Here is a 21,066-nt window from a genome sequence, read left to right as displayed (position 1 = left end):
GAGCCTACCGGTGGACATTTCCCCGGCTCCTTCCTCGACCGGGGTGCCGGCGCGACCGTAGGCTGGGGCCGTGGCTCAGAGCATCTTCATCACGTCGGCGGAAGGCCACTCGGGCAAGTCCACGGTCGCGCTCGGGGTGCTCGACGCGCTCAGCCACGCGACCCCCAAGGTGGGCGTGTTCCGGGCGATCGCCCGGTCCACCGCGGAGCGCGACTACGTCCTGGAGATGCTGCTCGACCATGACGGCGTCGATCTCGACTACGACGAGTGCATCGGCGTCACCTACGACGATGTGCGCGCCGACCCCGAGGCGGCGCTGGCCACGATCGTCGAGCGCTACAAGGCGGTCGAGGCGCAGTGCGACGCCGTCGTCATCGTCGGCAGCGACTACACCGATGTGGGGTCGCCGGCCGAACTCGGCTACAACGGCCGCATCGCGGCGAACCTCGGTGCCCCCGTCCTGCTCGTGCTGAGCGGACGCGCCGGCGAAGGCGAGCAGCTGGGCACCGCGATCGCTCGCACGCCCGACGAGATGGGCCAGATCGCCTCGCTCGCCCTCGCCGAGCTGCAGCACTCCCGTGCGGGGGTGCTCGCCGTCGTCGCGAACAGGGCAGACAGCGATCGGCTCACCGAGGTGGTCACGGCGATCCAGTCCGTGGTCGACGCGGCGTCGCGTGCGGTGCGGGTGAGCCCAGGTCAGCCGGTGTCGGTGTGGGCGCTGCCCGAGGACCGCTTCCTGGTCGCCCCCTCGGTGCGCGGCGTGCTGCGCTCCGTCGACGGCCGGCTCGTGAAAGGTGACGCAGATCTGCTCACCCGCGAGGTGCTGGGCGTCGTCGTCGCGGGCATGTCGATGGTGAACGTCCTGCCGCGCCTCACCGAGAGCGCAGTCGTGGTGATCCCCGCCGACCGCACCGAGGTCGTGCTGGCCGCGCTGCTCGCGCACGCATCCGGAACGTTCCCCTCGCTGGCCGGCATCGTCCTGAACGGTCCGTTCCCGCTGCCGGACGACATCGACCGGCTGATCGACGGGCTCGGGTCGACGCTGCCCATCATCGCCACCGACCTCGGCACCTACGAGACCGCGGTGCGGATCATGTCCACCCGCGGCCGCCTCGCCGCCGACTCGCAGCGCCGGTACGACACGGCGCTCTCCCTGTTCGAGCAGCACGTCGACACCGACGTGCTCATCACCGCGCTCGGCCTCGCCCGGTCCAGCGTCGTGACGCCGCTGATGTTCGAGTACGGCCTGATCGAACGCGCGCGCGCGAACCGCAAGACCATCGTGCTGCCCGAGGGGGACGACGACCGGGTGCTGCGCGCGGCGGCCACCGTGCTCTCCCGCGGCATCGCCGACCTCGTCATCCTCGGCGAGGAGATCGAGGTGCGCTCGCGCGCGCTGGAGCTCGGCATCGACATCAAGGCCGCGCAGGTGCTCTCGCCCTTCGACGCCGTGCACGTCGACAAGTTCGCCCGCGAATACGAGCAGCTCCGCGCGCACAAGGGCATGACCTACCAGCGCGCCGCCGACACGATCACCGACGTCTCCTACTTCGGCACGCTCATGGTGCACCTGGGGCTCGCCGACGGCATGGTCTCGGGCGCCGCCCACACCACGGCCCACACCATCCGTCCCGCGTTCGAGATCATCAAGACGAAGCCCGGTGTCTCGGTCGTCTCCAGCGTCTTCCTGATGGCCCTCGCCGACCGGGTGCTGGTCTACGGAGACTGCGCCGTGATCCCCGATCCGAGCTCCACCCAGCTCGCCGACATCGCCATCTCGTCCGCGGCCACGGCATCCCAGTTCGGAATCGCCCCCCGCGTCGCCATGCTGTCGTACTCGACCGGCGAGTCCGGGTCGGGGGAGGACGTCGAGAAGGTGCGCGCCGCGACCGCGCTCGTGCGGGAGCGGGCGCCCGAGCTCCTCGTCGAGGGCCCGATCCAGTACGACGCGGCCGCCGACGTCGCGGTCGCCGCGGCCAAGATGCCCGACTCCGCCGTCGCGGGCAGGGCCACCGTGTTCGTCTTCCCCGACCTGAACACCGGCAACAACACCTACAAAGCGGTGCAGCGATCGGCCGGGGCCGTCGCGATCGGACCCGTGCTGCAGGGCCTCAACAAGCCGATCAACGACCTCTCGCGCGGCGCGCTCGTCGAAGACATCGTCAACACGATCGCGATCACGGCGATCCAAGCGCAGGGGGAGCAGGCATGAGCGTCGTGCTCGTCGTCAACAGCGGATCGTCGTCGTTCAAGTACCAGCTCATCGACCTCGCCACCGAGCGACCGCTGGCCTCCGGTCTGGTCGAGCGCATCGGCGACCCGTCCGCCGGCGAGTCCACGCACACCGTGCTCTTCGACGCTCCCGCCCCCGGCTCCGGAGAGGGCGGCACCGCGGCCCTCGACGCGACCCATCGCCGTGAGCTGCCCATCCCGGATCACACCGCCGGCTTCCAGGTCATGCTCGACGCGTTCGCCGCCCACGGCCCTTCGCTCGCCGAGAAGGCGCCCGTCGCGGTCGGCCACCGGGTCGTCCATGGCGGGGCCAGGTTCTTCGAGCCCACCCTCATCACCTCGCTCGTCGAGATCAACATCGACGAGCTCTCGCAGCTCGCGCCGCTGCACAACCCCGGCGCGCTGCAGGGCATCCGCGCGGCTCGCGCCGCGTTCCCCGACCTGCCCCATGTGGCCGTCTTCGACACCGCCTTCCACCAGACGCTGCCTCCCGCCGCCTACACCTACGCGATCGACGCGGAGCTCGCCGCCGCCCACCGCATCCGCCGCTACGGTTTCCACGGCACCAGCCACAAGTTCGTCTCCGAAGCCGCCGCCGCCTTCGTCGGGCGTCCGCTCGCCGAGCTCAGGCAGCTCGTCTTCCACCTCGGCAACGGGGCATCGGTCACCGCGATCGACGGCGGCCGCTCCGTCGAGACCTCGATGGGGATGACCCCCCTCGAAGGGCTCGTGATGGGCACGCGATCCGGCGACATCGATCCCGCGGTGCTCTTCCACCTGCACCGGCGGGCGGGCATGTCCGTCCAGGACCTCGACACGCTGCTGAACAAGCGCAGCGGCGTGCTGGGCCTCGCCGGGGTCTCCGACATGCGCGACGTCGAGACGCGCGTCGCGGAGGGGGATGCCGCGGCCACCCTGGCGTTCGAGGTCTACCTCCACCGGCTCCGCGCCTACGCGGGCGCGTACCTCGCGCAGCTCGGCGGGGTCGATGTGATCTCGTTCACCGCAGGTGTCGGCGAGAACTCGGACGCCGTGCGAGCCGGCGCCGTCGCCACCCTCGGATTCGCGGGGGTCGAGCTCGACCAGGAGCGCAACCGGGCGCGGGGCCGCGGCATCCGGGTGATCTCCACCGACGCATCCCCCGTCACGGTGCTGGTGGTGCCGACCGACGAGGAGCTCGAGATCGCGCGGCAGACCCTCGCCGTCGCGGCCGCGTGACCGGAGCCTTCACCCGCGCGTAACACCCCCGGACTACGCTGGCGATGTGCCTGCGGACCAGCTTCCTGACCTGACCGCCTACGACGCGGTCCTCTTCGATCTCGATGGGGTGCTCACTCCGACCGCCGAAGTGCACATGCACGCGTGGCAGACGATGTTCACCGAGCTGTTCGCCGACTGGAGCATCAGTCCGGCGTACACCGAGGCGGATTACTTCCACCACCTCGACGGCAAGAAGCGATACGACGGGGTCGCCAGCCTGCTGCGCAGCCGCGACGTCGAAGTGCCCTGGGGCGAACCGTCCGACCCGCCCACGGCCGACACCGTCTGCGGCATCGGCAACCGGAAGAACGCGTTCTTCGAACGTGTCCTGCGCGACGAGGGCATCGCCCCGTACCCCGGCTCGCTCGCCCTGCTCGACCAGCTGGCCGCGGCAGGCACGACGGTCGCCGTGGTGTCCAGCTCGAAGAACGCCGAAGAGGTGCTGGGCGTGGCAGGCATCCGCGATCGCTTCCCCGTCGTGATGGACGGCGTGATCGCCGAGCGCGACCATCTGGCCAGCAAGCCCGCCCCGGACGTGTTCGTCGAGGCGGCGCGGATGCTGGGGGTCGAGCCTGCCCGCAGTGCCGCCGTCGAAGACGCGATCAGCGGGGTGCAGTCCGCCGTGGCCGGCGGCTTCGGTCTCGTGGTCGGGGTCGACCGCGGCGTCGGCGTCGAGGCGCTGATCGCCGCAGGTGCCCATCTCGTCGTCCAGGACCTGGAGGAGTTCGTCTCATGATCGACCGCGACAAGTTCCCCGTCGACCCGTGGCGCCTGGTCGAGACCAGCTTCGGTCTCGACGACGCCGGGGTCAGCGAGACGATCTTCGCCGTCGGCAACGGCTACCTGGGCCTGCGCGGCAACCACCCGGAGGGGCGGAACGCGCACGAGGACGGCACCTTCATCAACGGGTTCCACGAGACGTTCGCCATCCGCCACGCCGAGCAGGCGTACGGGTTCGCCGAGGTCGGCCAGACGATCGTCAACGCCCCCGACGCGAAGGTCATGCGCGTCTACGTCGACGACGAGCCGCTCTCGCTCGACGAGGCGGAAGTGCGCGGCTACGAGCGCGCCCTCGACCTGCGCTCCGGCGTGCTCACCCGCAGCCTGCTCTGGGTGACGCCCAGCGGGAAAGAGGTGCAGGTCGAGTTCGACCGCATGGTGTCGTTCGAGGAGAAGCACCTCGCGATCATGCGGATGACGGTCACGGTCCTCAACTCGGACGCCCCCGTGACGATCAGCTGCCAGCTCATCAACCGCCAGGACGGCGAGGACGTCTACGGCGGCACCCCGTCCGTGCCGCGGAAGGCCGGATTCGATCCCCGTAAGGCCGACCGCATCACCGAGCGCGTGCTGCAGCCGCAGGAGTACTGGCAGGACGGCGTGCGATCGGCCCTGTCGTACAAGGTGACAGAGTCGGGCATGACCCTCGCGGTCGTCGCCGACCACCTCATCGAGACCGAGAACCAGTACGACGCGCGGCGCCTCATCGAGCCGGACATCGCCAAGAACGTGTTCCGCGTGCAGGCCAAGGCCGGAGTGCCGACCACCGTCACGAAGCTGGTGAGCTACCACACGTCCCGCGGCGTTCCGGCGCGCGAGCTCGTCGACCGCTGCCGCCGCACGCTCGACCGGGCGCGGTCCGAGGGCGTGCAGTCGCAGTACGACCGCCAGCGGGCGTGGCTCGACGGCTTCTGGGAGCGGTCGGATGTCGTCATCGAGGGCCACGACGACCTCCAGCAGGCGGCCAGATGGTGCCTGTACTCGCTCGCGCAGGCGGCCGCACGCGCCGATGGGCTGGGGGTGCCGGCCAAGGGCGTGAGCGGCTCGGGCTACAGCGGCCACTACTTCTGGGACACCGAGATCTACGTCCTCCCGTTCCTGACATACACGACCCCGCTCTGGGCGCGCAACGCCCTGCGGATGCGCGCGATGATGCTGCCGCACGCACGCACCCGCGCGTTCATGCTCAACGAGGCCGGTGCGCTCTTCCCCTGGCGCACGATCAACGGCGAGGAGGCGTCGGCCTACTACGCGGCGGGCACGGCGCAATACCACATCAACGCCGACGTCAGCTTCGCGCTGGCCAAGTACGTCAGGGCGACCGGCGACGTCGACTTCCTCTTCCGCGACGGCGTCGACATCGCCGTCGAGACCGCGCGCCTGTGGTACACGCTCGGGTTCTGGCGCACGAGCGTGCCGGGACACCACGAGGGCGAGACCTTCCACATCCACGGCGTGACCGGGCCGGACGAGTACACCACCGTCGTCAACGACAACCTGTTCACCAACGTGATGGCCCGCTTCAACCTCCGCTTCGCCGCCCGCACGGTGCGCATGATGGCCGATCACGACGGCGAGGTGTACCGGCGGATGGTCGATCGTCTGGGACTCGACGAGAGCGAGCCGGAGGAGTGGGAGCGCGCCGCCGAGGCGATGCACATCCCGTACAGCCCGGCTCTCGGCATCCATCCCCAGGACGAGGTCTTCCTCGAGCGCGAGATCTGGGATCTGGAGAACACGCCGGACGACAAGCGTCCGCTGCTGCTGCACTTCCACCCGCTGGTCATCTACCGGTACCAGGTGCTCAAGCAGGCCGATGTGGTGCTGGCCCTGTTCCTGCAGGGCAACCACTTCACCGCGGAGGAGAAGCTGGCCGACTTCGAGTACTACGACCCGCTGACCACGGGAGACTCGACGCTGTCCGCGGTGGTCCAGTCGATCCTGGCCGCCGAGGTGGGCTACCAGGACCTGGCCGCTGAGTACTTCCGGGAGGCGCTGTTCGTCGACCTCGGCGACCTGCACCACAACGCCGCGGACGGCGTGCACGTCGCCTCGGCCGGCGGCATATGGACGGCCCTGGTCTCGGGCTTCGGCGGCATGCGCGACCACTACGGCGAGCTCACGTTCGATCCGCGCCTGCCCGCGGACTGGCCGTCGCTGACCTACACCCTGCACTGGCACGGCACGCGCCTCACCGTGACGGTCACCCGCGACGCGCTGACGGTGGCGGCCGGAGAGGGCGACCCCGTGCGCTTCGGCGTGCGCGGGGAGGTCTACTCGGTCGAAGGCGGCGACACCGTCGTGGTGCCGCTGATCGGGCAGGGCCCGGTGCGCGCAGGGCGGCCGACGATCAAGCAGTTCGCCGACACCCCTCGCGAGGACGGCACGCTGCTGTCGGCGTCGGTTCCGAACGTCACCTCGGCCATCCCGATCATCGGAGAGGGCGTCGACCCCGACCACAACTGGGATTAGCGCGCGGCGGCCGGATCCCCCGCTCGATGTCGGCCGCACACCGTAGGCTGGAGCCGTGACCACAGCCCTCTACCGCCGCTATCGCCCCGAGTCGTTCGGCGAGATGATCGGGCAGGCGCAGGTCACCGATCCGCTCATGACGGCGCTGCGCGGCGACCGCGTCGGCCACGCGTATCTGTTCTCCGGTCCGCGCGGCTGCGGCAAGACGACCTCGGCGCGCATCCTGGCCCGCTGCCTCAACTGCGCCGCCGGCCCCACCGACACGCCCTGCGGCACGTGCGACAGCTGCGTCGAGCTGGGCCGCGGCGGTGGCGGTTCGCTCGATGTCGTCGAGATCGATGCGGCGAGCCACAACGGCGTCGACGACGCCCGCGATCTGCGTGAGCGGGCCGTGTTCGCCCCCGCGCGCGATCGGTTCAAGATCTTCATCCTCGACGAGGCGCACATGGTCACCCCGCAGGGCTTCAACGCGCTGCTCAAGCTCGTCGAAGAGCCGCCCGATCACGTCAAGTTCATCTTCGCCACGACCGAGCCCGAGAAGGTCATCGGCACCATCCGCTCGCGCACGCACCACTACCCGTTCCGGCTGGTGCCGCCCGCGGCCATGCTCGAGTACGTGCAGTCGCTCTGCGACCAGGAGGGCGTCCAGGTCGAGCCGGGCGTCCTGCCGCTCGTCGTCCGCGCGGGCGGCGGGTCTCCGCGCGACACGCTGTCGCTGCTCGATCAGCTCATCGCCGGTTCCGACCCTTCGACAGGCTCAGGGACCGTGATAGTTCGGTACGAGCGCGCCGTGGCCCTCCTCGGCTACACGCACGCCGCGCTGCTCGACGAGGTCGTCGACGCCTTCGGCGCGGGGGATGCGGGGGCCGCCTTCTCCGCCGTCGACCGGGTCGTGCAGACCGGCCAGGATCCCCGCCGCTTCGTCGACGACCTGCTCGAGCGACTGCGCGACCTCATCGTCGTCGCGGCGACGGGTCAGGGAGCCGCAGCCGTGCTGCGCGGCATCTCGGCGGAAGACCTCGCGCGCATGGAGCGTCAGGCCGGTGCCTTCGGCGCCGCCCGGCTGTCGCACACCGCCGACCTGGTGATCGCCACGCTCGACGAGATGACCGGCGCCACGTCACCCCGCCTCCAGCTCGAGCTGATGGTCGCGCGCGTGCTCGCCGCCACCGCCGCGGCCGCCGCGCCCTCGGCTGCCCCTGCCCCTGCTCACACCGCGGCGCCCGCCCCGGTCGCCGCGGCGGCTCCCGCACCTGCCCCGGTCGCCGCGCCTGCTCCGGCCGCGGCCGCCGCCCCGGAGCCGGCTCCTGCTCCGGTCGTCGAGCGCGCGCCCGAGCCCGACAACGCCCCGCCGGCCGCTGCTCCGACGCCGACCGGTCCGGTCACCCTGCAGCACATGCGCGACGCGTGGCCCGAGGTGCTCGCCAAGCTCGAGGGCATCAGCCGCACCTCCTGGCTGCTCGTCGTCGCCGCGCAGGTCGTCGCGCTCGACGGCGACGTGCTGACGCTGTCGTTCGACAGCCAGTCCGATCTCGGCAAGTTCAAGCAGCGCACGGCCGGCGCCGGCCCCAGCGAAGACCTGCGCCAGGCCATCCTGGCCGTGCTGGGTCTGCGGGTGAAGTACCTCGCGCAGCACGGCGGTGCGCCGACGCCTCCGCCGTCTGCGGCCCAGCCGGCGAAGGAGCCGGCGGGAAAAGTCCCGCCGCCGGCTGACACGCCGGCGGCTGTCCGACCCTCCGCACCCACGACTTCGGCGGCATCCGCCGGCCCGGTCACCGAGTGGGCGGTCGCGGCCATTCCGACGAGCGACCCGACGCCCGCCGCAGTTCCCGTCGATGCGACCTCCGGGCAGTTCCCGGTCGACGACGAGCCGGAAGACGCGGCGGCTCGCGCGCGCATCACGACGCTCGCGCCCCCGCGTGAGGGCGAGGTGCTCCCGGCTGACGACATCGCCCCGTCGCTCGAGCCGGACGACGACGACGCCCCCGAGCCCGACCCCGGTCCTTCCGCCGAAGCGCCGGTCCCGCCCACGGTCGCCCCGCGTCTGCCCGCCATGCCCGGGGGAGTGCAGCGGTACGGCGAGGCCGTTGTCCGCCAGGTGCTCGGCGCCACCTTCGTGCGTGAAGAGCCCTACGAGTCGCCGACGAGGTTCCGCTGATGTACGACGGCATCGTCCAAGACCTGATCGACGAGTTCGGGCGCCTGCCGGGCATCGGCCCGAAGTCGGCCCAGCGCATCACGTTCCACATCCTGCAGACGCCGAACTTCGACGTCTCGCACCTGTCCACGCTGCTCGGCGAGATCCGCGAGCGGGTGCGGTTCTGCGAGGTGTGCGGCAACGTCTCCGAGCAGGAGCGCTGCTCCATCTGCCGCGACCCGCGCCGCAACGAGTCGCTCATCTGCGTCGTCGAGGACGCGAAGGACGTCGCGGCCATCGAGCGCACCAGGGAGTTCCGGGGGCTGTACCACGTGCTCGGCGGGGCGATCAGCCCCATCGCCGGCGTCGGGCCCGACGACCTGCGGATCACGCAGCTCATGCAGCGCCTCGCCGACGGCACCGTGCAGGAGGTGATCCTCGCCACGAACCCCAACCTCGAGGGCGAGGCGACCGCGACCTACCTCAGCCGGCTGCTGCACACGCTCGAGATCACCGTGTCGCGCCTCGCATCTGGACTTCCGGTCGGCGGAGACCTCGAATACGCCGACGAGGTCACCCTCGGCCGCGCATTCGAGGGTCGCAGAACGCTGTGACCGCGCCCGCCACCCAGACGGCGCACGGCTTCAGCACCCGGGGCTGGGTGCTGTTCGCGATCATGTGCGTGCTCTGGGGCATCCCGTATCTGTTCATCAAAGAGGCGGTCGCGTCGTTCTCGCCCGCCGCGGTCGTCGCCGGCCGCACGCTCATCGGCGGCCTGCTGCTGCTGCCGTTCGCGCTGCACCGCGGCGCCCTCCGGCCGGTGCTGAAGGTGTGGCCGTGGGTGCTCGCCTTCGGCGCCATCGAGATGGCCGGACCCTTCCTGCTGCTCGGCCACGCCGAGCAGACCATCCCCTCAGGGCTCACCGGGCTGCTCGTCGCGACGGTTCCGCTGTTCGCCGCCCTGATCGCCGTCATCGGCGGCGATCGCGGCGTCCTCAAGCCCGCGCGTCTCACCGGCCTGCTCGTCGGCTTCGCGGGGGTGGCCGTGATCGTCGCGGGCCCCGGGCTCGCGGCGGGCGGTCCCGGCGCGCTCCTCGCCGTCGGCGAGGTGCTGCTGGTCGCGCTGCTCTACGCGATCGCGCCGTTCATCGTGGCGCGCAAGCTCGCCGACGTCCCCTCGCTCGGCACCATCACGGTCGCGCTGTTCGCGGTCGGGCTCTTCTACCTGCCGATCGGGCTGCTCACCCAGCACCAGGTGCCCACGCTGTCCAGCACCACGGCGCTCGTCGCCCTGGGCGTGCTCTGCACGGCCATCGCGTTCATCGCGTTCTTCGCGCTGATCGGCGAGGTCGGCCCCGTCCGGGCGCCGCTGTTCACCTACGTCAACCCGATCGTGGCGCTGAGCCTCGGCATCCTGATCCTCGGCGAGCCGATCACCACCGGGCTCCTGATCGGCTTCCCGCTGGTCGTGATCGGATGCTGGCTCGCCGCGACGGGCGGAAGTCTCCGCGCGCGCGGACCCGCGAAGGCGGAGCCGCCGACTGCGCCCGCGCCCTGACCGTCACATGCACGGGAGGGAATGGGGTGGGCTCGTAAGATGGGACGTCGGGCGGCAGCATCCGCTCTTCTTCCTCCAGGAGTTTCCACCGTGGCGCTGATCGTCCAGAAGTACGGCGGGTCGTCCGTCGCCGACGCCGAGAGCATCAAGCGCGTCGCCAAGCGCATCGTCGACACACGTCGAGCCGGCCACGACGTCGTCGTCGCCGTGAGCGCGATGGGCGACACGACCGATGAGCTGCTCGAACTCGCCTCGCAGGTCGCGCCGATCCCGGCGCCCCGCGAGCTCGACATGCTGCTGACCAGCGGCGAGCGGATCTCGATGGCGCTGCTGGCCATGGCGATCCATTCGATGGGCTTCGAGGCGCGCTCGTTCACCGGCAGTCAGGCCGGCGTCATCACCGACGCCACCCACGGCGCGGCCCGGATCGTCGACGTCACCCCCATCCGGCTGCGTGAGGCGCTCGACGAGGGCGCGATCGTCATCGTCGCCGGCTTCCAGGGCTTCAACCGCGACACCCGCGACATCACGACGCTCGGCCGCGGCGGCTCTGACACCACCGCCGTCGCCCTGGCCGCAGCGCTCGAGGCCGACGTGTGCGAGATCTACAGCGATGTCGACGGCATCTTCACCGCAGATCCCCGCGTCGTCCCGAAGGCCCGGAAGCTGACCTCGGTCTCGAGCGAGGAGATGCTCGAGATGGCGGCCAACGGCGCCAAGGTCCTCTACATCCGCGCGGTCGAGTACGCGCGGCGTCACGGCGTGCTCATCCACGCCCGATCCACGTTCAGCTCGGGCGAGGGCACCTGGGTGCTCGGCGCCGGGCAGTCCCGCCCGGACGGTGAAGGAGAAGAGATGGAAGAGCCGATCGTCGCGGGAGTCGCGACCGACCTCGGACAGGCCAAGATCACGGTGCTCGGCGTGCCCGACGTGCCAGGCAAGGCCGCCGAGATCTTCAAGATCGTCGCGCGCTCCGGCGCCAACGTCGACATGATCGTGCAGAACGTGTCGGCGGCCGCGACCGGTCGCACCGACATCTCGTTCACCCTTCCGAAGGGGGATGCTGCCGCCGCCCTCCGTGCGCTGGACGCCGTCCACGACGAGGTCGGCTTCGAGAGCCTCATCCACGACGACCAGATCGGCAAGCTGTCGGTCGTCGGGGCCGGCATGCGCACGCACTCCGGCGTCTCCGCGACCCTGTTCGAGGCGCTCAGCGTGTCGGGCATCAACATCGAGATGATCTCGACCTCCGAGATCCGCATCTCGGTCGTGGTGCGCGGCGACGACCTCGCCGAGGCGGCGCGTGTCGTCCACACGGCGTACGGCCTCGACGGCGATGTCGAGGCCGTCGTGCACGCCGGCACCGGCCGCTGATCCCCACCCCCTGAGCCCCGGATAGAATCGGGCAACCCCTTCAGCGATTCCGAGGAACAGTCATGACCCGCATCTCAGATTCCGGACTCTCCGTCGCCGTCGTCGGCGCCACCGGCCAGGTCGGCACCGTGATGCGCGAGATCCTCGCGGAGCGGTCGTTCCCGATCCGCGAGCTGCGGCTGTTCGCCACGGCGCGCTCGGCCGGCACGGCCGTGGAGTTCGCCGGCGAGACCGTGATCGTCGAAGACATCGGGACCGCCGACCCCGCCGGCATCGACATCGCGCTGTTCAGCGCGGGCGCCACCGGCTCGCGCGCGCACGCCCCGCGCTTCGCCGAGGCCGGCGCGACGGTCATCGACAACTCGAGCGCCTGGCGCATGGACCCCGAGGTCCCGCTCGTCGTCAGCGAGGTCAACCCGCACGCGATCGACGAGGCCGTCAAGGGCATCATCGCCAACCCGAACTGCACCACGATGGCCGCCATGCCCGTCCTGAAGGTGCTCGACACCGAGGCAGGGCTCGAGCGCCTCATCGTCAGCACCTTCCAGGCGGTGTCGGGCTCGGGCCTCGCCGGTGCGCAGGAGCTGCTCGGCCAGGTCGAGGGCGTGCTTGCGCAGGGCCACACGCTCGATCTCGTCCACGACGGCTCGTCGGTCGACTTCCCGCAGCCGGAGAAGTACGTCGCGCCCATCGCGTTCGACGTCATCCCGCTCGCCGGGAGCATCGTCGACGACGGCCTCAACGAGACCGACGAGGAGAAGAAGCTCCGCAACGAGAGCCGCAAGATCCTCGAGCTGCCCGGCCTCCGGGTCGCCGGCACCTGCGTGCGCGTCCCGGTCTTCACCGGCCACTCGCTGTCGATCAACGTCGAGTTCGCGCGCGACATCACCCCTGAGCGGGCACGAGAGGTGCTGGCCTCGGCTCCGGGCGTGCAGCTCGAAGAGGTCCCCACGCCCCTGCAGGCCGCCGGTACCGACCCCAGCTACGTCGGACGCATCCGCGCCGACCAGTCCGCGCCGGAGGGCAAGGGCCTCGTGCTGTTCATCAGCAACGACAACCTGCGCAAGGGTGCGGCGCTGAACGCCGTGCAGATCGCCGAGCTCATCGCCGCCCGTGCGCTGAGCGCGCACGCCCCCGCACAGGCGTAGCCCCGGGATCCCCGCCGACGGGGATGCTGCGGCTTGCCGCAGCGGCAAGAAGGCGCATCCTTGCCGACGGGGAAGAGGGCGGGCGGTCAGGCGCACCCGCGGCAAAGCCTAGAATTGTCTGGTGAGTGAACCTGTCGATGTCGTGCTGATCGGCGGTGGCATCATGAGTGCCACGCTGGGCACCCTGATCTCCGAACTGCAGCCCGACTGGAAGATCGTCGTCTACGAGCGACTCTCCGACCTCGCGCAGGAGAGCTCGAACGCCTGGAACAACGCCGGCACCGGCCACGCGGCCCTCTGCGAGCTGAACTACATGCCCGAGGGCAAGGACGGCTCCGTCGACGCCGCGAAGGCCGTGCAGATCAACGAGCAGTTCCAGCAGAGCCGCCAGTTCTGGTCGTCGCTGATCGGCGAAGGCGTGCTGGACGGCCCCGAGACGTTCATCAACTCCACCCCGCACATGACGTTCGTGCGCGGCGAGAAGGATGTCGCCTACCTGAAGAAGCGCTACGAGGCGCTCACCCAGGAGCCGTTGTTCGCCGGCATCCAGTACTCCGAGGACTCCCGCGTCATCAACCAGTGGGCACCGCTGCTGATGCAGAAGCGACGAGCCGGCGAGCCGTTCGCCGCGACCCGCGTGCCCGCGGGCACCGACGTCGACTTCGGTGCGCTCACCCGCCAGCTGTTCGCGAACCTCGAGGCCAAGGGTGCCGAGGTCGTCCTCAATCGCGAGGTGCGTGGCCTCAAGAAGCTCAAGGACGGCACCTGGCGGGTCCGCTGGCGCAACACCATCGGCCGCACGCCGGGTGAGACGCGTGCGCGTTTCGTTTTCGTCGGCGCGGGCGGCTGGGCGCTGAAGCTCCTCCAGTCCTCGCGCATCCCCGAGATCTCGGGCTACGGCGTGTTCCCGATCGGCGGGCAGTTCCTGAAGACCAGCAACCCCGCCGTCGTCGCGCAGCACAAGGCCAAGGTGTACTCCCAGGCCTCCGTCGGCGCTCCGCCGATGTCGGTGCCGCACCTGGACACCCGCGTCGTCGACGGCGAGGCGTCGCTGCTGTTCGGCCCGTTCGCGACGTTCAGCCCGAAGTTCCTCAAGCAGGGCAAGATCACCGACATCGTCGCCCAGGTGCGCCCCGGCAACCTCTGGCCCATGATCAAGGTCGCGGTCGACAATCCCAGCCTGATCACCTACCTCGTCGGCGAGCTCCTGAAGACCCATCGCAAGAAGGTCGACAGCCTGCGCGTGTTCATGCCCACCGCCAAGGACGAGGACTGGACCCTCATCCAGGCCGGCCAGCGCGCGCAGGTCATGAAGAAGGACCCGGAGAAGGGCGGCGTGCTGCAGTTCGGCACCGAGGTCGTCTCGGCCGAGGACGGCTCGATCGCGGGCCTGCTCGGCGCATCCCCCGGTGCCTCGACGGCCGTGTCGATCATGCTCGGGCTGCTCAAGGACTGCTTCCCCGACCGCATCGGCGAGTGGGAGCCGCGCCTGCGCGAGCTCATCCCGAGCTACGGCGACACCCTCAACCCGCGCCCCGAGGCCGCGGCCGAGGTGCTCGCCGAGACCGCTGAGGCCCTCGCCCTCACCGCGTGACCGGCCGATGAGGCTCTGGTCGCTGCACCCGTCGCTCCTGGACCGCGCAGCCCTGGTCGCGTGCTGGCGGGAGGGGCTTCTCGCCCAGGCGGTGCTCTCCGGGAAGACCCGCGGCTACACGCGCCATCCGCAGCTGGAGCGCTTCCGCGCCGCGGACGAGCCGCTCGCGGCCATCGACCACTTCCTCACGCAGCAGCAGATCGAGGCGACGGTGCGCGGCTACCGGTTCGACCGCACCCGCATCCAGATCCCGGATGCTGCGGCCCCCGCGATCCCGGTCACCCAGGGTCAGCTCGACTACGAGTTCGCGCACCTGCGCATGAAGGTGTCCGTGCGGGCGCCGGAGTGGTTCCGGCTGCTTCCGCCCCGCCCGACCGCGGCCGACACCTTCACGGTCGTGCCCGGTGGCATCGAGTCCTGGGAACGGCCCTGAGCCTCACGGGTCCGTCGGACTCCGCGCTCAGAGCGCGGCGGCCTTGCTGCGCAGCACGGCGGCCTGGCGGTCGTTGGCGGTCAGCCCCGCGGCGATGAGCAGCTCGGACCGGGCCTCCGCGGTGCGCCCGAGTCGCGCGAGCAGCTCGCCCCGCACGCTCGGGAGCAGGTACGACCCGCGCAGCGCACCCTCTGCCGCGAGCCGGTCGACGATCTGCAGCGCCGTCGCCGGACCTGTGGCCATCGACACCGCGACGGCGCGGTTCAGCTCGACGACCGGGCTCGGGGCGATCCGGCCGAGCGCCTCGTAGAGCACGACGATCTCGTCCCAGTCCGTCTCTGCGACCGATGCCGCCACCGCGTGGCGCTCGGCGATCGCGGCCTGCAGCGCGTACGGCCCACGGCCGCGCCCGCGGGAATCCGCGGTCGCGAGGGCTGCCCGCCCTCGCGCGATCGCGCCACGGTCCCACCTGCTCCGGTCCTGGTCGGCGAGCAGCACCGGCGCTCCGTCCGCAGTGACCCTGGCGGCGAACCGGGATGCCTGCAGCTCCATCAGCGCGACGAGCGCGTGGGCTTCGGCCTCGCGCGGCATCAGCCCGGCCAGCACGCGGCCCAGCCGGAGCGCCTCCTGGGCGAGGTCGGTGCGCATCCACCGGTCGCCGCTCGTCGCGGCGTAGCCCTCTGTGAAGATCAGGTACACCACCCCGAGCACCCCGCCGAGCCGTGCGGTCCAGTCGGCGGGCCCGGGCGTCTCGAACGGCACCTGCGCGGCGCTGAGCGTCTTCTTCGCCCGCGTGATGCGCGCCTGCACGGTCGCGACGGGCACCAGCAGCATCCGGGCGATCTCGGTGGTCGACAGGCCCGCCACCACCCGCAGCGTCAGCGCCACCTGCGACTCCCGCGAGAGCGCAGGGTGGCAGGCCGTGAACACGAGACGCAGCACGTCGTCGTCGATCGGCTCCCACTCGGCCTCCGTGTACGCGGAGAGGTCGTGCGCCAGCAGGAGCTGCTTCTCCTCCCGCATCGAGCGGCGCCGCCATTCGTCGATCGCCCGGCGCTTCGCGACGGTGGTGAGCCACGCGCCCGGATTGCGCGGGACACCCACCGATGGCCACTGCTCGAGGGCCTCGACGACCGCCGCCTGCGCGAGGTCCTCCGCGAGGCCGACGTCGCCGGTCGCCTTCGCGAGCGTCGCGACGATGCGCGCGCCCTCGATGCGCCAGACGGCGTCGACCGTGCGGTGGATGCCGGCGGTCACCGGGTCACCCCTGGCGCTCGTCTGCGCGCCACACCTTCTCCTTCTGGATGTACTCGTTGTCCTGGTAGTCGGCGAAGTCGGAGTCGTCGGTCATGCGACGCACCTCGATCTTGTTGCCCGCGGTGAGGGGAGCGCGCTTGGCCCACTCGATCGCCTCCTCCTGCGTGGACGCCTGGATGGTCCAGAACCCGTTGAACAGCTCGTGGGTCTCGCCGTAGGGGCCGTCCGAGACGATCGGCGCGTCCGCGGTGAACTCGACGACGGCGCCCTGCGCCGCATCCGTCAGTCCATCGCCGCCCAGCAGCACGCCGGCCTTGATCATCGACTCGTTGTAGGCGCCCATCGCGTTGATGACCGCCTCGAAGTCCATGTCCTCGTAGTTCTCGACGGACCCGCTGTTGCGCATGATGAGCATGTACTTGGCCATGATGTTCCTCCTGAAACGTCGGGACGCTGATCGTCCCTCTACTATCGCGTCGAACGGCGACGGAGGAAATCGACATCCTCCCTAGAATCGACAGGTGGCCAAGCTCTACTTCCGCTTCGGGGCGATGAACTCCGGCAAATCGACGTCCCTGCTGCAGGCCGCGTACAACTACGAGGAGCGCGGTCAGCACGTCCTGCTGGCCAAGCCCGAGATCGACACCAAGGGCGCCGACCAGATCGACAGCCGGCTCGGCGTGAAGCGCGAGGTCGACTTCCTCATCCGCCCGGACGACGACGTGCGCGCCCTGTTCGCCGCCCATCGCGAGCGGGTGCGGATGGATGCTGCCGCCGCCCTCATCCCCGACACCGAGACCCGGCACACCGACGTGGCGTGCCTGCTCATCGACGAGGCGCAGTTCCTCACCCCCGCACAGGTCGACGACCTGCTGCGGATCGTGGTGCTGGACCGCATCCCCGTGCTCGCGTACGGGATCCGCACCGACTTCCAGACGCGGGCGTTCCCCGGCTCCGCGCGGCTGCTCGAGCTGGCGCACAGCCTCGAGGAGCTGAAGACGATCTGCCGGTGCGGACGGAAGGCGCTGTTCAACGCGCGCCTCGTCGGCGGGCGCTTCGTGTTCGACGGCGACCAGGTCGCCATCGACGAACTGTCGGCCGACCGGGTCACCTACGAGTCGATGTGCGCGGAGTGCTATCTGCGCGAATCCAAGGGTCAGCTGGCCTGAGCGCGCGTGCGTGCTCCCTGCCACCGCGGCGGGAGGGGCACCAGCATCGACGTGGACTTCCGGTACCCGGCGTACGCGGGGTACTTCGCGGCCGTCAGCGACTCGGTGAACAGCGTCGATCCGATGAACAGCACCGTCAGCAGGGCGGCACCGACGATCGAGGGGTTCAGCCATTCGCCGGCCGCCACGGCGCCGATCGCGTAGAACGCCCACCACTGCGCCTGCTCGAAGAAGAAGTTCGGGTGGCGACTCCAGGCGAACACGCCCGTCGTCAGGAAGCCCGGCTCGAGGTGTCCCCCCGCCTTCGCCTTCTCCTGATGGAAGTCCCACTGCTGCTGGTCGGCGACGGTCTCGCCCACCAGGAAGGCCGCGAACAGCGCCGCGAAGACGGCATCCCACATGCCGAAGGGCGTCGGGTTCAGCCACGCCACGTAGGCGGGCAGGCTGATCAGGACGAGCAGGGCGTTCTGGTACAGGACGATGAAGAACAGGTTGAACAGCTGGAACTGCCACGGCTTCATCCGCCCGCGCAGGACCGCCCAGCGGTAGTCCTCCATGCCGGTGTAGCCGCCCTTGCGGGCGAAGTTGAACGTCAGCCTGGCGCCCCACGCCGTGACGAGCACCGCCATGACGACGAGGCGGACAGCATCCGCTTCGTCCGTGATCGCGGCGATCGCGAACACCCACACGTAGACGACCGGCGCGATCGACCAGATCCGGTCGACCCAGGACGTGTCCTTCGTGATGAGGGAGGCGATCCAGCAGAAGGCGCATACGGCGCCCGCGATGACGACGACGAGGAGCAGGGGATCCATGTCGATCACAGTAGGCCCGCGGGGAGGATGCGGGCGGCAAGGTTGCATGGTCAGACCACGGTGGGTATCGTGGTCAGGCCACAACGATGAGGAGCACCGTGACCGAAACCCCGCGCGCATGGCGCGTCGTCCTGGAGAAGATCGAGCAGGACCTGCTGGACGGCCGGCTCGGCCCCGGCGACCGTCTCGCGCCAGAGCGCGAACTCGCCACGACGCTCGGCGTGGGCCGCTCGAGCGTCCGTGAAGCGCTGCGCGTGCTCGAGGTGATGGGGCTGATCCGCACCGGCACGGGTTCGGGTCCGACCTCCGGAGCGATCATCATCTCCACGCCGCAGGGCGGGCTCGCGTCGCTCCTGCGCCTGCAGGTCGCCGCCCAGGGGTTCGAGCTGTCCGACGTCGTCGAGACCCGTCTCATCCTCGAGGCGTGGTCGGTGACGCATCTCGCGGAAGCCTCCGATGCCGACCTGGCCGAGGCGCGCGTCACCCTCGACGCGATGCGCGCGCCCGGCCTGACGCCGGAGGAGTTCCTCGCCCTCGACGCGCAGTTCCACCTGCGGCTGTCCGAGGCCGCGGGCAACACCATCGTCGCCGCGACGATGGCGGGCCTGCGCAGCTCCATCGAGGCGTACGTCCAGCGCGGCGCCGAGGCGGTCGAGGACTGGCCGGCGATGGTCGCCACCCTCGTCGCCGAACACGACGGCATTCTCGACGCCATCGAGGCCGGCGACCCCGATCTCGCCCGCACCCGCGTCCACGCGCACATCTCCGGCTATTACGCCGCCACCGGCCTCTCCCGCATCTGATCGAAGGAAGTCCCACCATGGTCCAGCGACAGCTGCCCCAGATCCCCGCCCTGCTCGAGCTCATGCAGTTCAAGACGCCTGAGCTCAACGGCAAGAAGCGCCGCCTCGGCAAGGCCCTCACCATCGGCGACCTGCGCACGATCGCGAAGCGCCGCACGCCGAAGGCCGCGTTCGACTACACCGACGGCGCTGCAGAGGGGGAGCTCTCGCTCGCCCGCGCCAGGCAGGCGTTCCGCGACATCGAGTTCCACCCCGGCATCCTCCGCCCCGCGCCGGACGTCGACACGTCGGTGGAGATCCTCGGCGGCCCGAGCGCGCTGCCGTTCGGCATCGCCCCCACAGGGTTCACCCGTCTCATGCAGACCGAGGGCGAGATCGCGGGCGCCTCGGCGGCCGCGGCCGCCGGCATCCCGTTCACCCTCTCGACGCTCGGCACGACCTCGATCGAGGCGGTGAAGGCGGCGAACCCGCACGGGCGCAACTGGTTCCAGCTGTACGTGATGCGCGAGCGCGAGATCTCCTACGAGCTCACCCGCCGTGCCGCGGCGGCCGGGTTCGACACGCTGATGTTCACGGTCGACACGCCGGTGGCCGGCGCGCGTCTCCGCGACAAGCGCAACGGCTTCTCGATCCCGCCGCAGCTCACCCTCGGCACGATCATCAACGCGATCCCGCGGCCGTGGTGGTGGATCGACTTCCTCACGACGCCGCCGCTCGAGTTCGCCTCGCTGTCGTCGACCGGCGGCACCGTCGGTGAACTGCTCGACGCCGCGATGGATCCGACGATCAGCTACGACGACCTGGCCGTGATCCGCGACCTGTTCCCCGGCAAGATCGTGGTCAAGGGCGTGCAGAACATCGAGGACTCGAAGCGGCTGGTCGACCTCGGCGTCGACGGGATCGTGCTCTCGAACCACGGCGGCCGTCAGCTCGACCGTGCGCCGATCCCGTTCCACCTGCTGCCGGATGTGGTGCGGGAGGTCGGCGCGGACGCGACCGTCATGATCGACACGGGCATCATGAACGGCGCCGACATCGTCGCGTCGATCGCGCTGGGCGCCAAGTTCACGCTCATCGGCCGCGCCTACCTGTACGGCCTGATGGCGGGCGGGCGCGAGGGCGTCGACCGCACGATCGCGATCCTGCGCACCGAGATCGAGCGGACGATGCGCCTGCTCGGGGTGGCGTCCCTCGCCGAGCTCGAGCCGAAGCACGTCACACAGCTGCAGCGACTGGCTCCGATCCCGCGTCCTACAGCGTAGGGATCAGCTCGTCGAGGAAGTCGGCGGTCGCCTCCCAGCCGTCGACGGCCTGGCACCGCACGCCCATCGCCAGGACGGGGTAGTCGTTGCCGTCCGGGTCGAGGCGGTCGCCGACGAAGAGCATGTCGTCCAGCGGGATGCCGGTCTGCTCGGCGAGCTGCGTCATGCCGTATGCCTTGTCGATGCCGCGGTGCGTGATGTCGATCGACGTCGACCCGCCCGAGCGCACCTCGAGGTCGGGGAGGCGCGCGGCGACGGCCTCGCGGAGGGTGTTCTTCTTCTCGCCGGTGGGATCCCACGCCATCTTCGCGGCGAGCGGGGCGACCTGGCCGAGCGCCGAGAACGTGATCTGCGAGCCGCGGTCCTCGAGGATCTCTCCCCAGGGCTCCGCCGCCCAGAGGCCCAGGCGGCGGGCCTCCTCCTCGACGGCGGCGAGGGCGCGGGCCTTCTCGTCGTCGGTCAGAGTGTGCGCGTAGACCGTGGTGATCCCGCCGTGCTGCAGTCGGTAGTACTGGGTTCCGCAGGTGGGCAGCAGGTGGAACTTCTCGAGGACGGATGCAGCGGCATCCGGCAGTCTGTCGACCACCTGCATGCGGAACTGCTGGAGCTGGCCGCCCGAGATGATCGCGACCTGCACGCGGTCGGCGAGAGCGATCAGCAGGTCTCCGATGCGCGGGTCGATCGCGCTCTTGGACGGCGCGAGCGTGTCGTCGAGGTCGAAGGCGACGAGTCGGATGACCACTGCTCTCCTTGGCTGTCTGCGGGCCCCATG

The 21,066-nt window shown here is 70.5% G+C and carries 18 protein-coding genes; 14 read left to right on the top strand and 4 right to left on the bottom strand.

Going from position 1 to position 21,066, the window contains the following annotated elements; translation table 11 throughout:
• Positions 1-70: 70 nt before the first annotated feature.
• From pta to Microterr_RS10315, 11 genes are all read left to right on the top strand, one after another.
• Positions 71-2,212, top strand: coding sequence for a phosphate acetyltransferase (gene pta / locus Microterr_RS10365; RefSeq protein ID WP_263798020.1), 2,142 nt, complete (start codon positions 71-73; stop codon positions 2,210-2,212).
• On the top strand, positions 2,209-3,450 hold the full coding sequence (locus tag Microterr_RS10360; protein ID WP_263798021.1) for an acetate/propionate family kinase: 1,242 nt from the start codon (positions 2,209-2,211) through the stop codon (positions 3,448-3,450). Before pta ends, Microterr_RS10360 begins: the two co-directional genes overlap by 4 nt.
• A 46-nt stretch (positions 3,451-3,496) precedes the next feature.
• Positions 3,497-4,228: an HAD family hydrolase gene (locus Microterr_RS10355; RefSeq protein WP_263798022.1), complete on the top strand. Its 732-nt coding sequence runs from the start codon at positions 3,497-3,499 to the stop codon at positions 4,226-4,228.
• Complete coding sequence (locus Microterr_RS10350) at positions 4,225-6,744, top strand: glycoside hydrolase family 65 protein (RefSeq protein WP_263798023.1); 2,520 nt, start codon at positions 4,225-4,227, stop codon at positions 6,742-6,744. The genes Microterr_RS10355 and Microterr_RS10350 overlap by 4 nt, the downstream gene beginning before the upstream one ends.
• A 55-nt stretch (positions 6,745-6,799) precedes the next feature.
• Entirely contained in the window at positions 6,800-8,902 is a 2,103-nt protein-coding gene (locus Microterr_RS10345; protein WP_263798024.1) for a DNA polymerase III subunit gamma and tau, read from the top strand.
• A complete protein-coding gene (gene recR / locus Microterr_RS10340) occupies positions 8,902-9,495 on the top strand; it encodes a recombination mediator RecR (protein WP_263798025.1) in 594 nt (197 codons plus the stop codon). The genes Microterr_RS10345 and recR overlap by 1 nt, the downstream gene beginning before the upstream one ends.
• Complete coding sequence (locus Microterr_RS10335; protein ID WP_263798026.1) at positions 9,492-10,439, top strand: DMT family transporter; 948 nt, start codon at positions 9,492-9,494, stop codon at positions 10,437-10,439. The genes recR and Microterr_RS10335 overlap by 4 nt, the downstream gene beginning before the upstream one ends.
• 90 nt (positions 10,440-10,529) lie before the next feature.
• Complete coding sequence (locus Microterr_RS10330) at positions 10,530-11,813, top strand: aspartate kinase (protein ID WP_263798027.1); 1,284 nt, start codon at positions 10,530-10,532, stop codon at positions 11,811-11,813.
• 62 nt (positions 11,814-11,875) lie between these two features.
• Positions 11,876-12,961, top strand: coding sequence for an aspartate-semialdehyde dehydrogenase (locus Microterr_RS10325; protein ID WP_263798028.1), 1,086 nt, complete (start codon positions 11,876-11,878; stop codon positions 12,959-12,961).
• Positions 12,962-13,082: 121 nt separating this feature from the next.
• Positions 13,083-14,555, top strand: coding sequence for a malate:quinone oxidoreductase (locus tag Microterr_RS10320; protein ID WP_263798029.1), 1,473 nt, complete (start codon positions 13,083-13,085; stop codon positions 14,553-14,555).
• A gap of 7 nt (positions 14,556-14,562) precedes the next feature.
• Positions 14,563-14,988, top strand: a complete 426-nt coding sequence (locus tag Microterr_RS10315; protein ID WP_263798031.1) for a pyrimidine dimer DNA glycosylase/endonuclease V — start codon at positions 14,563-14,565, stop codon at positions 14,986-14,988.
• A gap of 27 nt (positions 14,989-15,015) precedes the next feature.
• Here Microterr_RS10315 and Microterr_RS10310 read toward each other — a convergent pair whose 3' ends face one another.
• Together Microterr_RS10310 and Microterr_RS10305 are read right to left on the bottom strand one after the other, a co-directional pair.
• A complete protein-coding gene (locus Microterr_RS10310; protein ID WP_263798032.1) occupies positions 15,016-16,245 on the bottom strand; it encodes an RNA polymerase sigma factor in 1,230 nt (409 codons plus the stop codon).
• A 4-nt stretch (positions 16,246-16,249) separates the two neighbouring features.
• The gene (locus Microterr_RS10305; protein WP_263798033.1) at positions 16,250-16,672 is read right to left on the bottom strand and encodes a YciI family protein; all 423 of its coding nucleotides are present in this window, start codon (positions 16,670-16,672) and stop codon (positions 16,250-16,252) included.
• 94 nt (positions 16,673-16,766) lie between these two features.
• Between Microterr_RS10305 and Microterr_RS10300 the strand changes: the two genes are divergently transcribed.
• The gene (locus Microterr_RS10300) at positions 16,767-17,414 is read left to right on the top strand and encodes a thymidine kinase (RefSeq protein ID WP_263798034.1); all 648 of its coding nucleotides are present in this window, start codon (positions 16,767-16,769) and stop codon (positions 17,412-17,414) included.
• Here Microterr_RS10300 and Microterr_RS10295 read toward each other — a convergent pair.
• Entirely contained in the window at positions 17,402-18,229 is an 828-nt protein-coding gene (locus Microterr_RS10295; protein WP_263798036.1) for a DUF1295 domain-containing protein, read from the bottom strand. The two genes, Microterr_RS10300 and Microterr_RS10295, sit on opposite strands and share 13 nt — an antisense overlap.
• A 98-nt stretch (positions 18,230-18,327) precedes the next feature.
• On the opposite strand from Microterr_RS10295, the gene Microterr_RS10290 reads away from it, so the two are divergent.
• Together Microterr_RS10290 and Microterr_RS10285 are read left to right on the top strand one after the other, a co-directional pair.
• Positions 18,328-19,032 (top strand): FadR/GntR family transcriptional regulator, encoded by a 705-nt coding sequence (locus Microterr_RS10290; RefSeq protein ID WP_263798037.1) that lies wholly within the window; start codon positions 18,328-18,330, stop codon positions 19,030-19,032.
• Positions 19,033-19,049: 17 nt separating this feature from the next.
• The gene (locus Microterr_RS10285) at positions 19,050-20,294 is read left to right on the top strand and encodes an alpha-hydroxy acid oxidase (protein ID WP_263798038.1); all 1,245 of its coding nucleotides are present in this window, start codon (positions 19,050-19,052) and stop codon (positions 20,292-20,294) included.
• Here the strand turns inward: Microterr_RS10285 and Microterr_RS10280 are convergent.
• Entirely contained in the window at positions 20,284-21,036 is a 753-nt protein-coding gene (locus Microterr_RS10280; RefSeq protein WP_263798039.1) for an HAD-IIB family hydrolase, read from the bottom strand. The genes Microterr_RS10285 and Microterr_RS10280 overlap by 11 nt on opposite strands.
• Between the last annotated feature and the right edge of the window lie 30 nt (positions 21,037-21,066).

Source organism: Microbacterium terricola (assembly GCF_027943945.1).
Taxonomy (GTDB): Bacteria; Actinomycetota; Actinomycetes; order Actinomycetales; family Microbacteriaceae; genus Microbacterium; species Microbacterium terricola.
The sequence above is the reverse complement of the archived record's forward strand: the minus strand, read 5'-3'. Positions and strand labels throughout refer to the sequence as shown.

What these genes read in the sequence shown, in the direction of transcription:
- Microterr_RS10360 (WP_263798021.1), top strand. Translation starts at nt 2,209, where the DNA reads ATGAGCGTCGTGCTCGTCGTCAACAGCGGATCGTCGTCGTTCAAGTAC.
- recR (WP_263798025.1), top strand. Translation starts at nt 8,902, where the DNA reads ATGTACGACGGCATCGTCCAAGACCTGATCGACGAGTTCGGGCGCCTG.
- Microterr_RS10350 (WP_263798023.1), top strand. Translation starts at nt 4,225, where the DNA reads ATGATCGACCGCGACAAGTTCCCCGTCGACCCGTGGCGCCTGGTCGAG.
- Microterr_RS10295 (WP_263798036.1), bottom strand. Translation starts at nt 18,229, where the DNA reads ATGGATCCCCTGCTCCTCGTCGTCGTCATCGCGGGCGCCGTATGCGCC.
- Microterr_RS10325 (WP_263798028.1), top strand. Translation starts at nt 11,876, where the DNA reads ATGACCCGCATCTCAGATTCCGGACTCTCCGTCGCCGTCGTCGGCGCC.
- Microterr_RS10315 (WP_263798031.1), top strand. Translation starts at nt 14,563, where the DNA reads ATGAGGCTCTGGTCGCTGCACCCGTCGCTCCTGGACCGCGCAGCCCTG.
- Microterr_RS10285 (WP_263798038.1), top strand. Translation starts at nt 19,050, where the DNA reads ATGGTCCAGCGACAGCTGCCCCAGATCCCCGCCCTGCTCGAGCTCATG.
- Microterr_RS10305 (WP_263798033.1), bottom strand. Translation starts at nt 16,672, where the DNA reads ATGGCCAAGTACATGCTCATCATGCGCAACAGCGGGTCCGTCGAGAAC.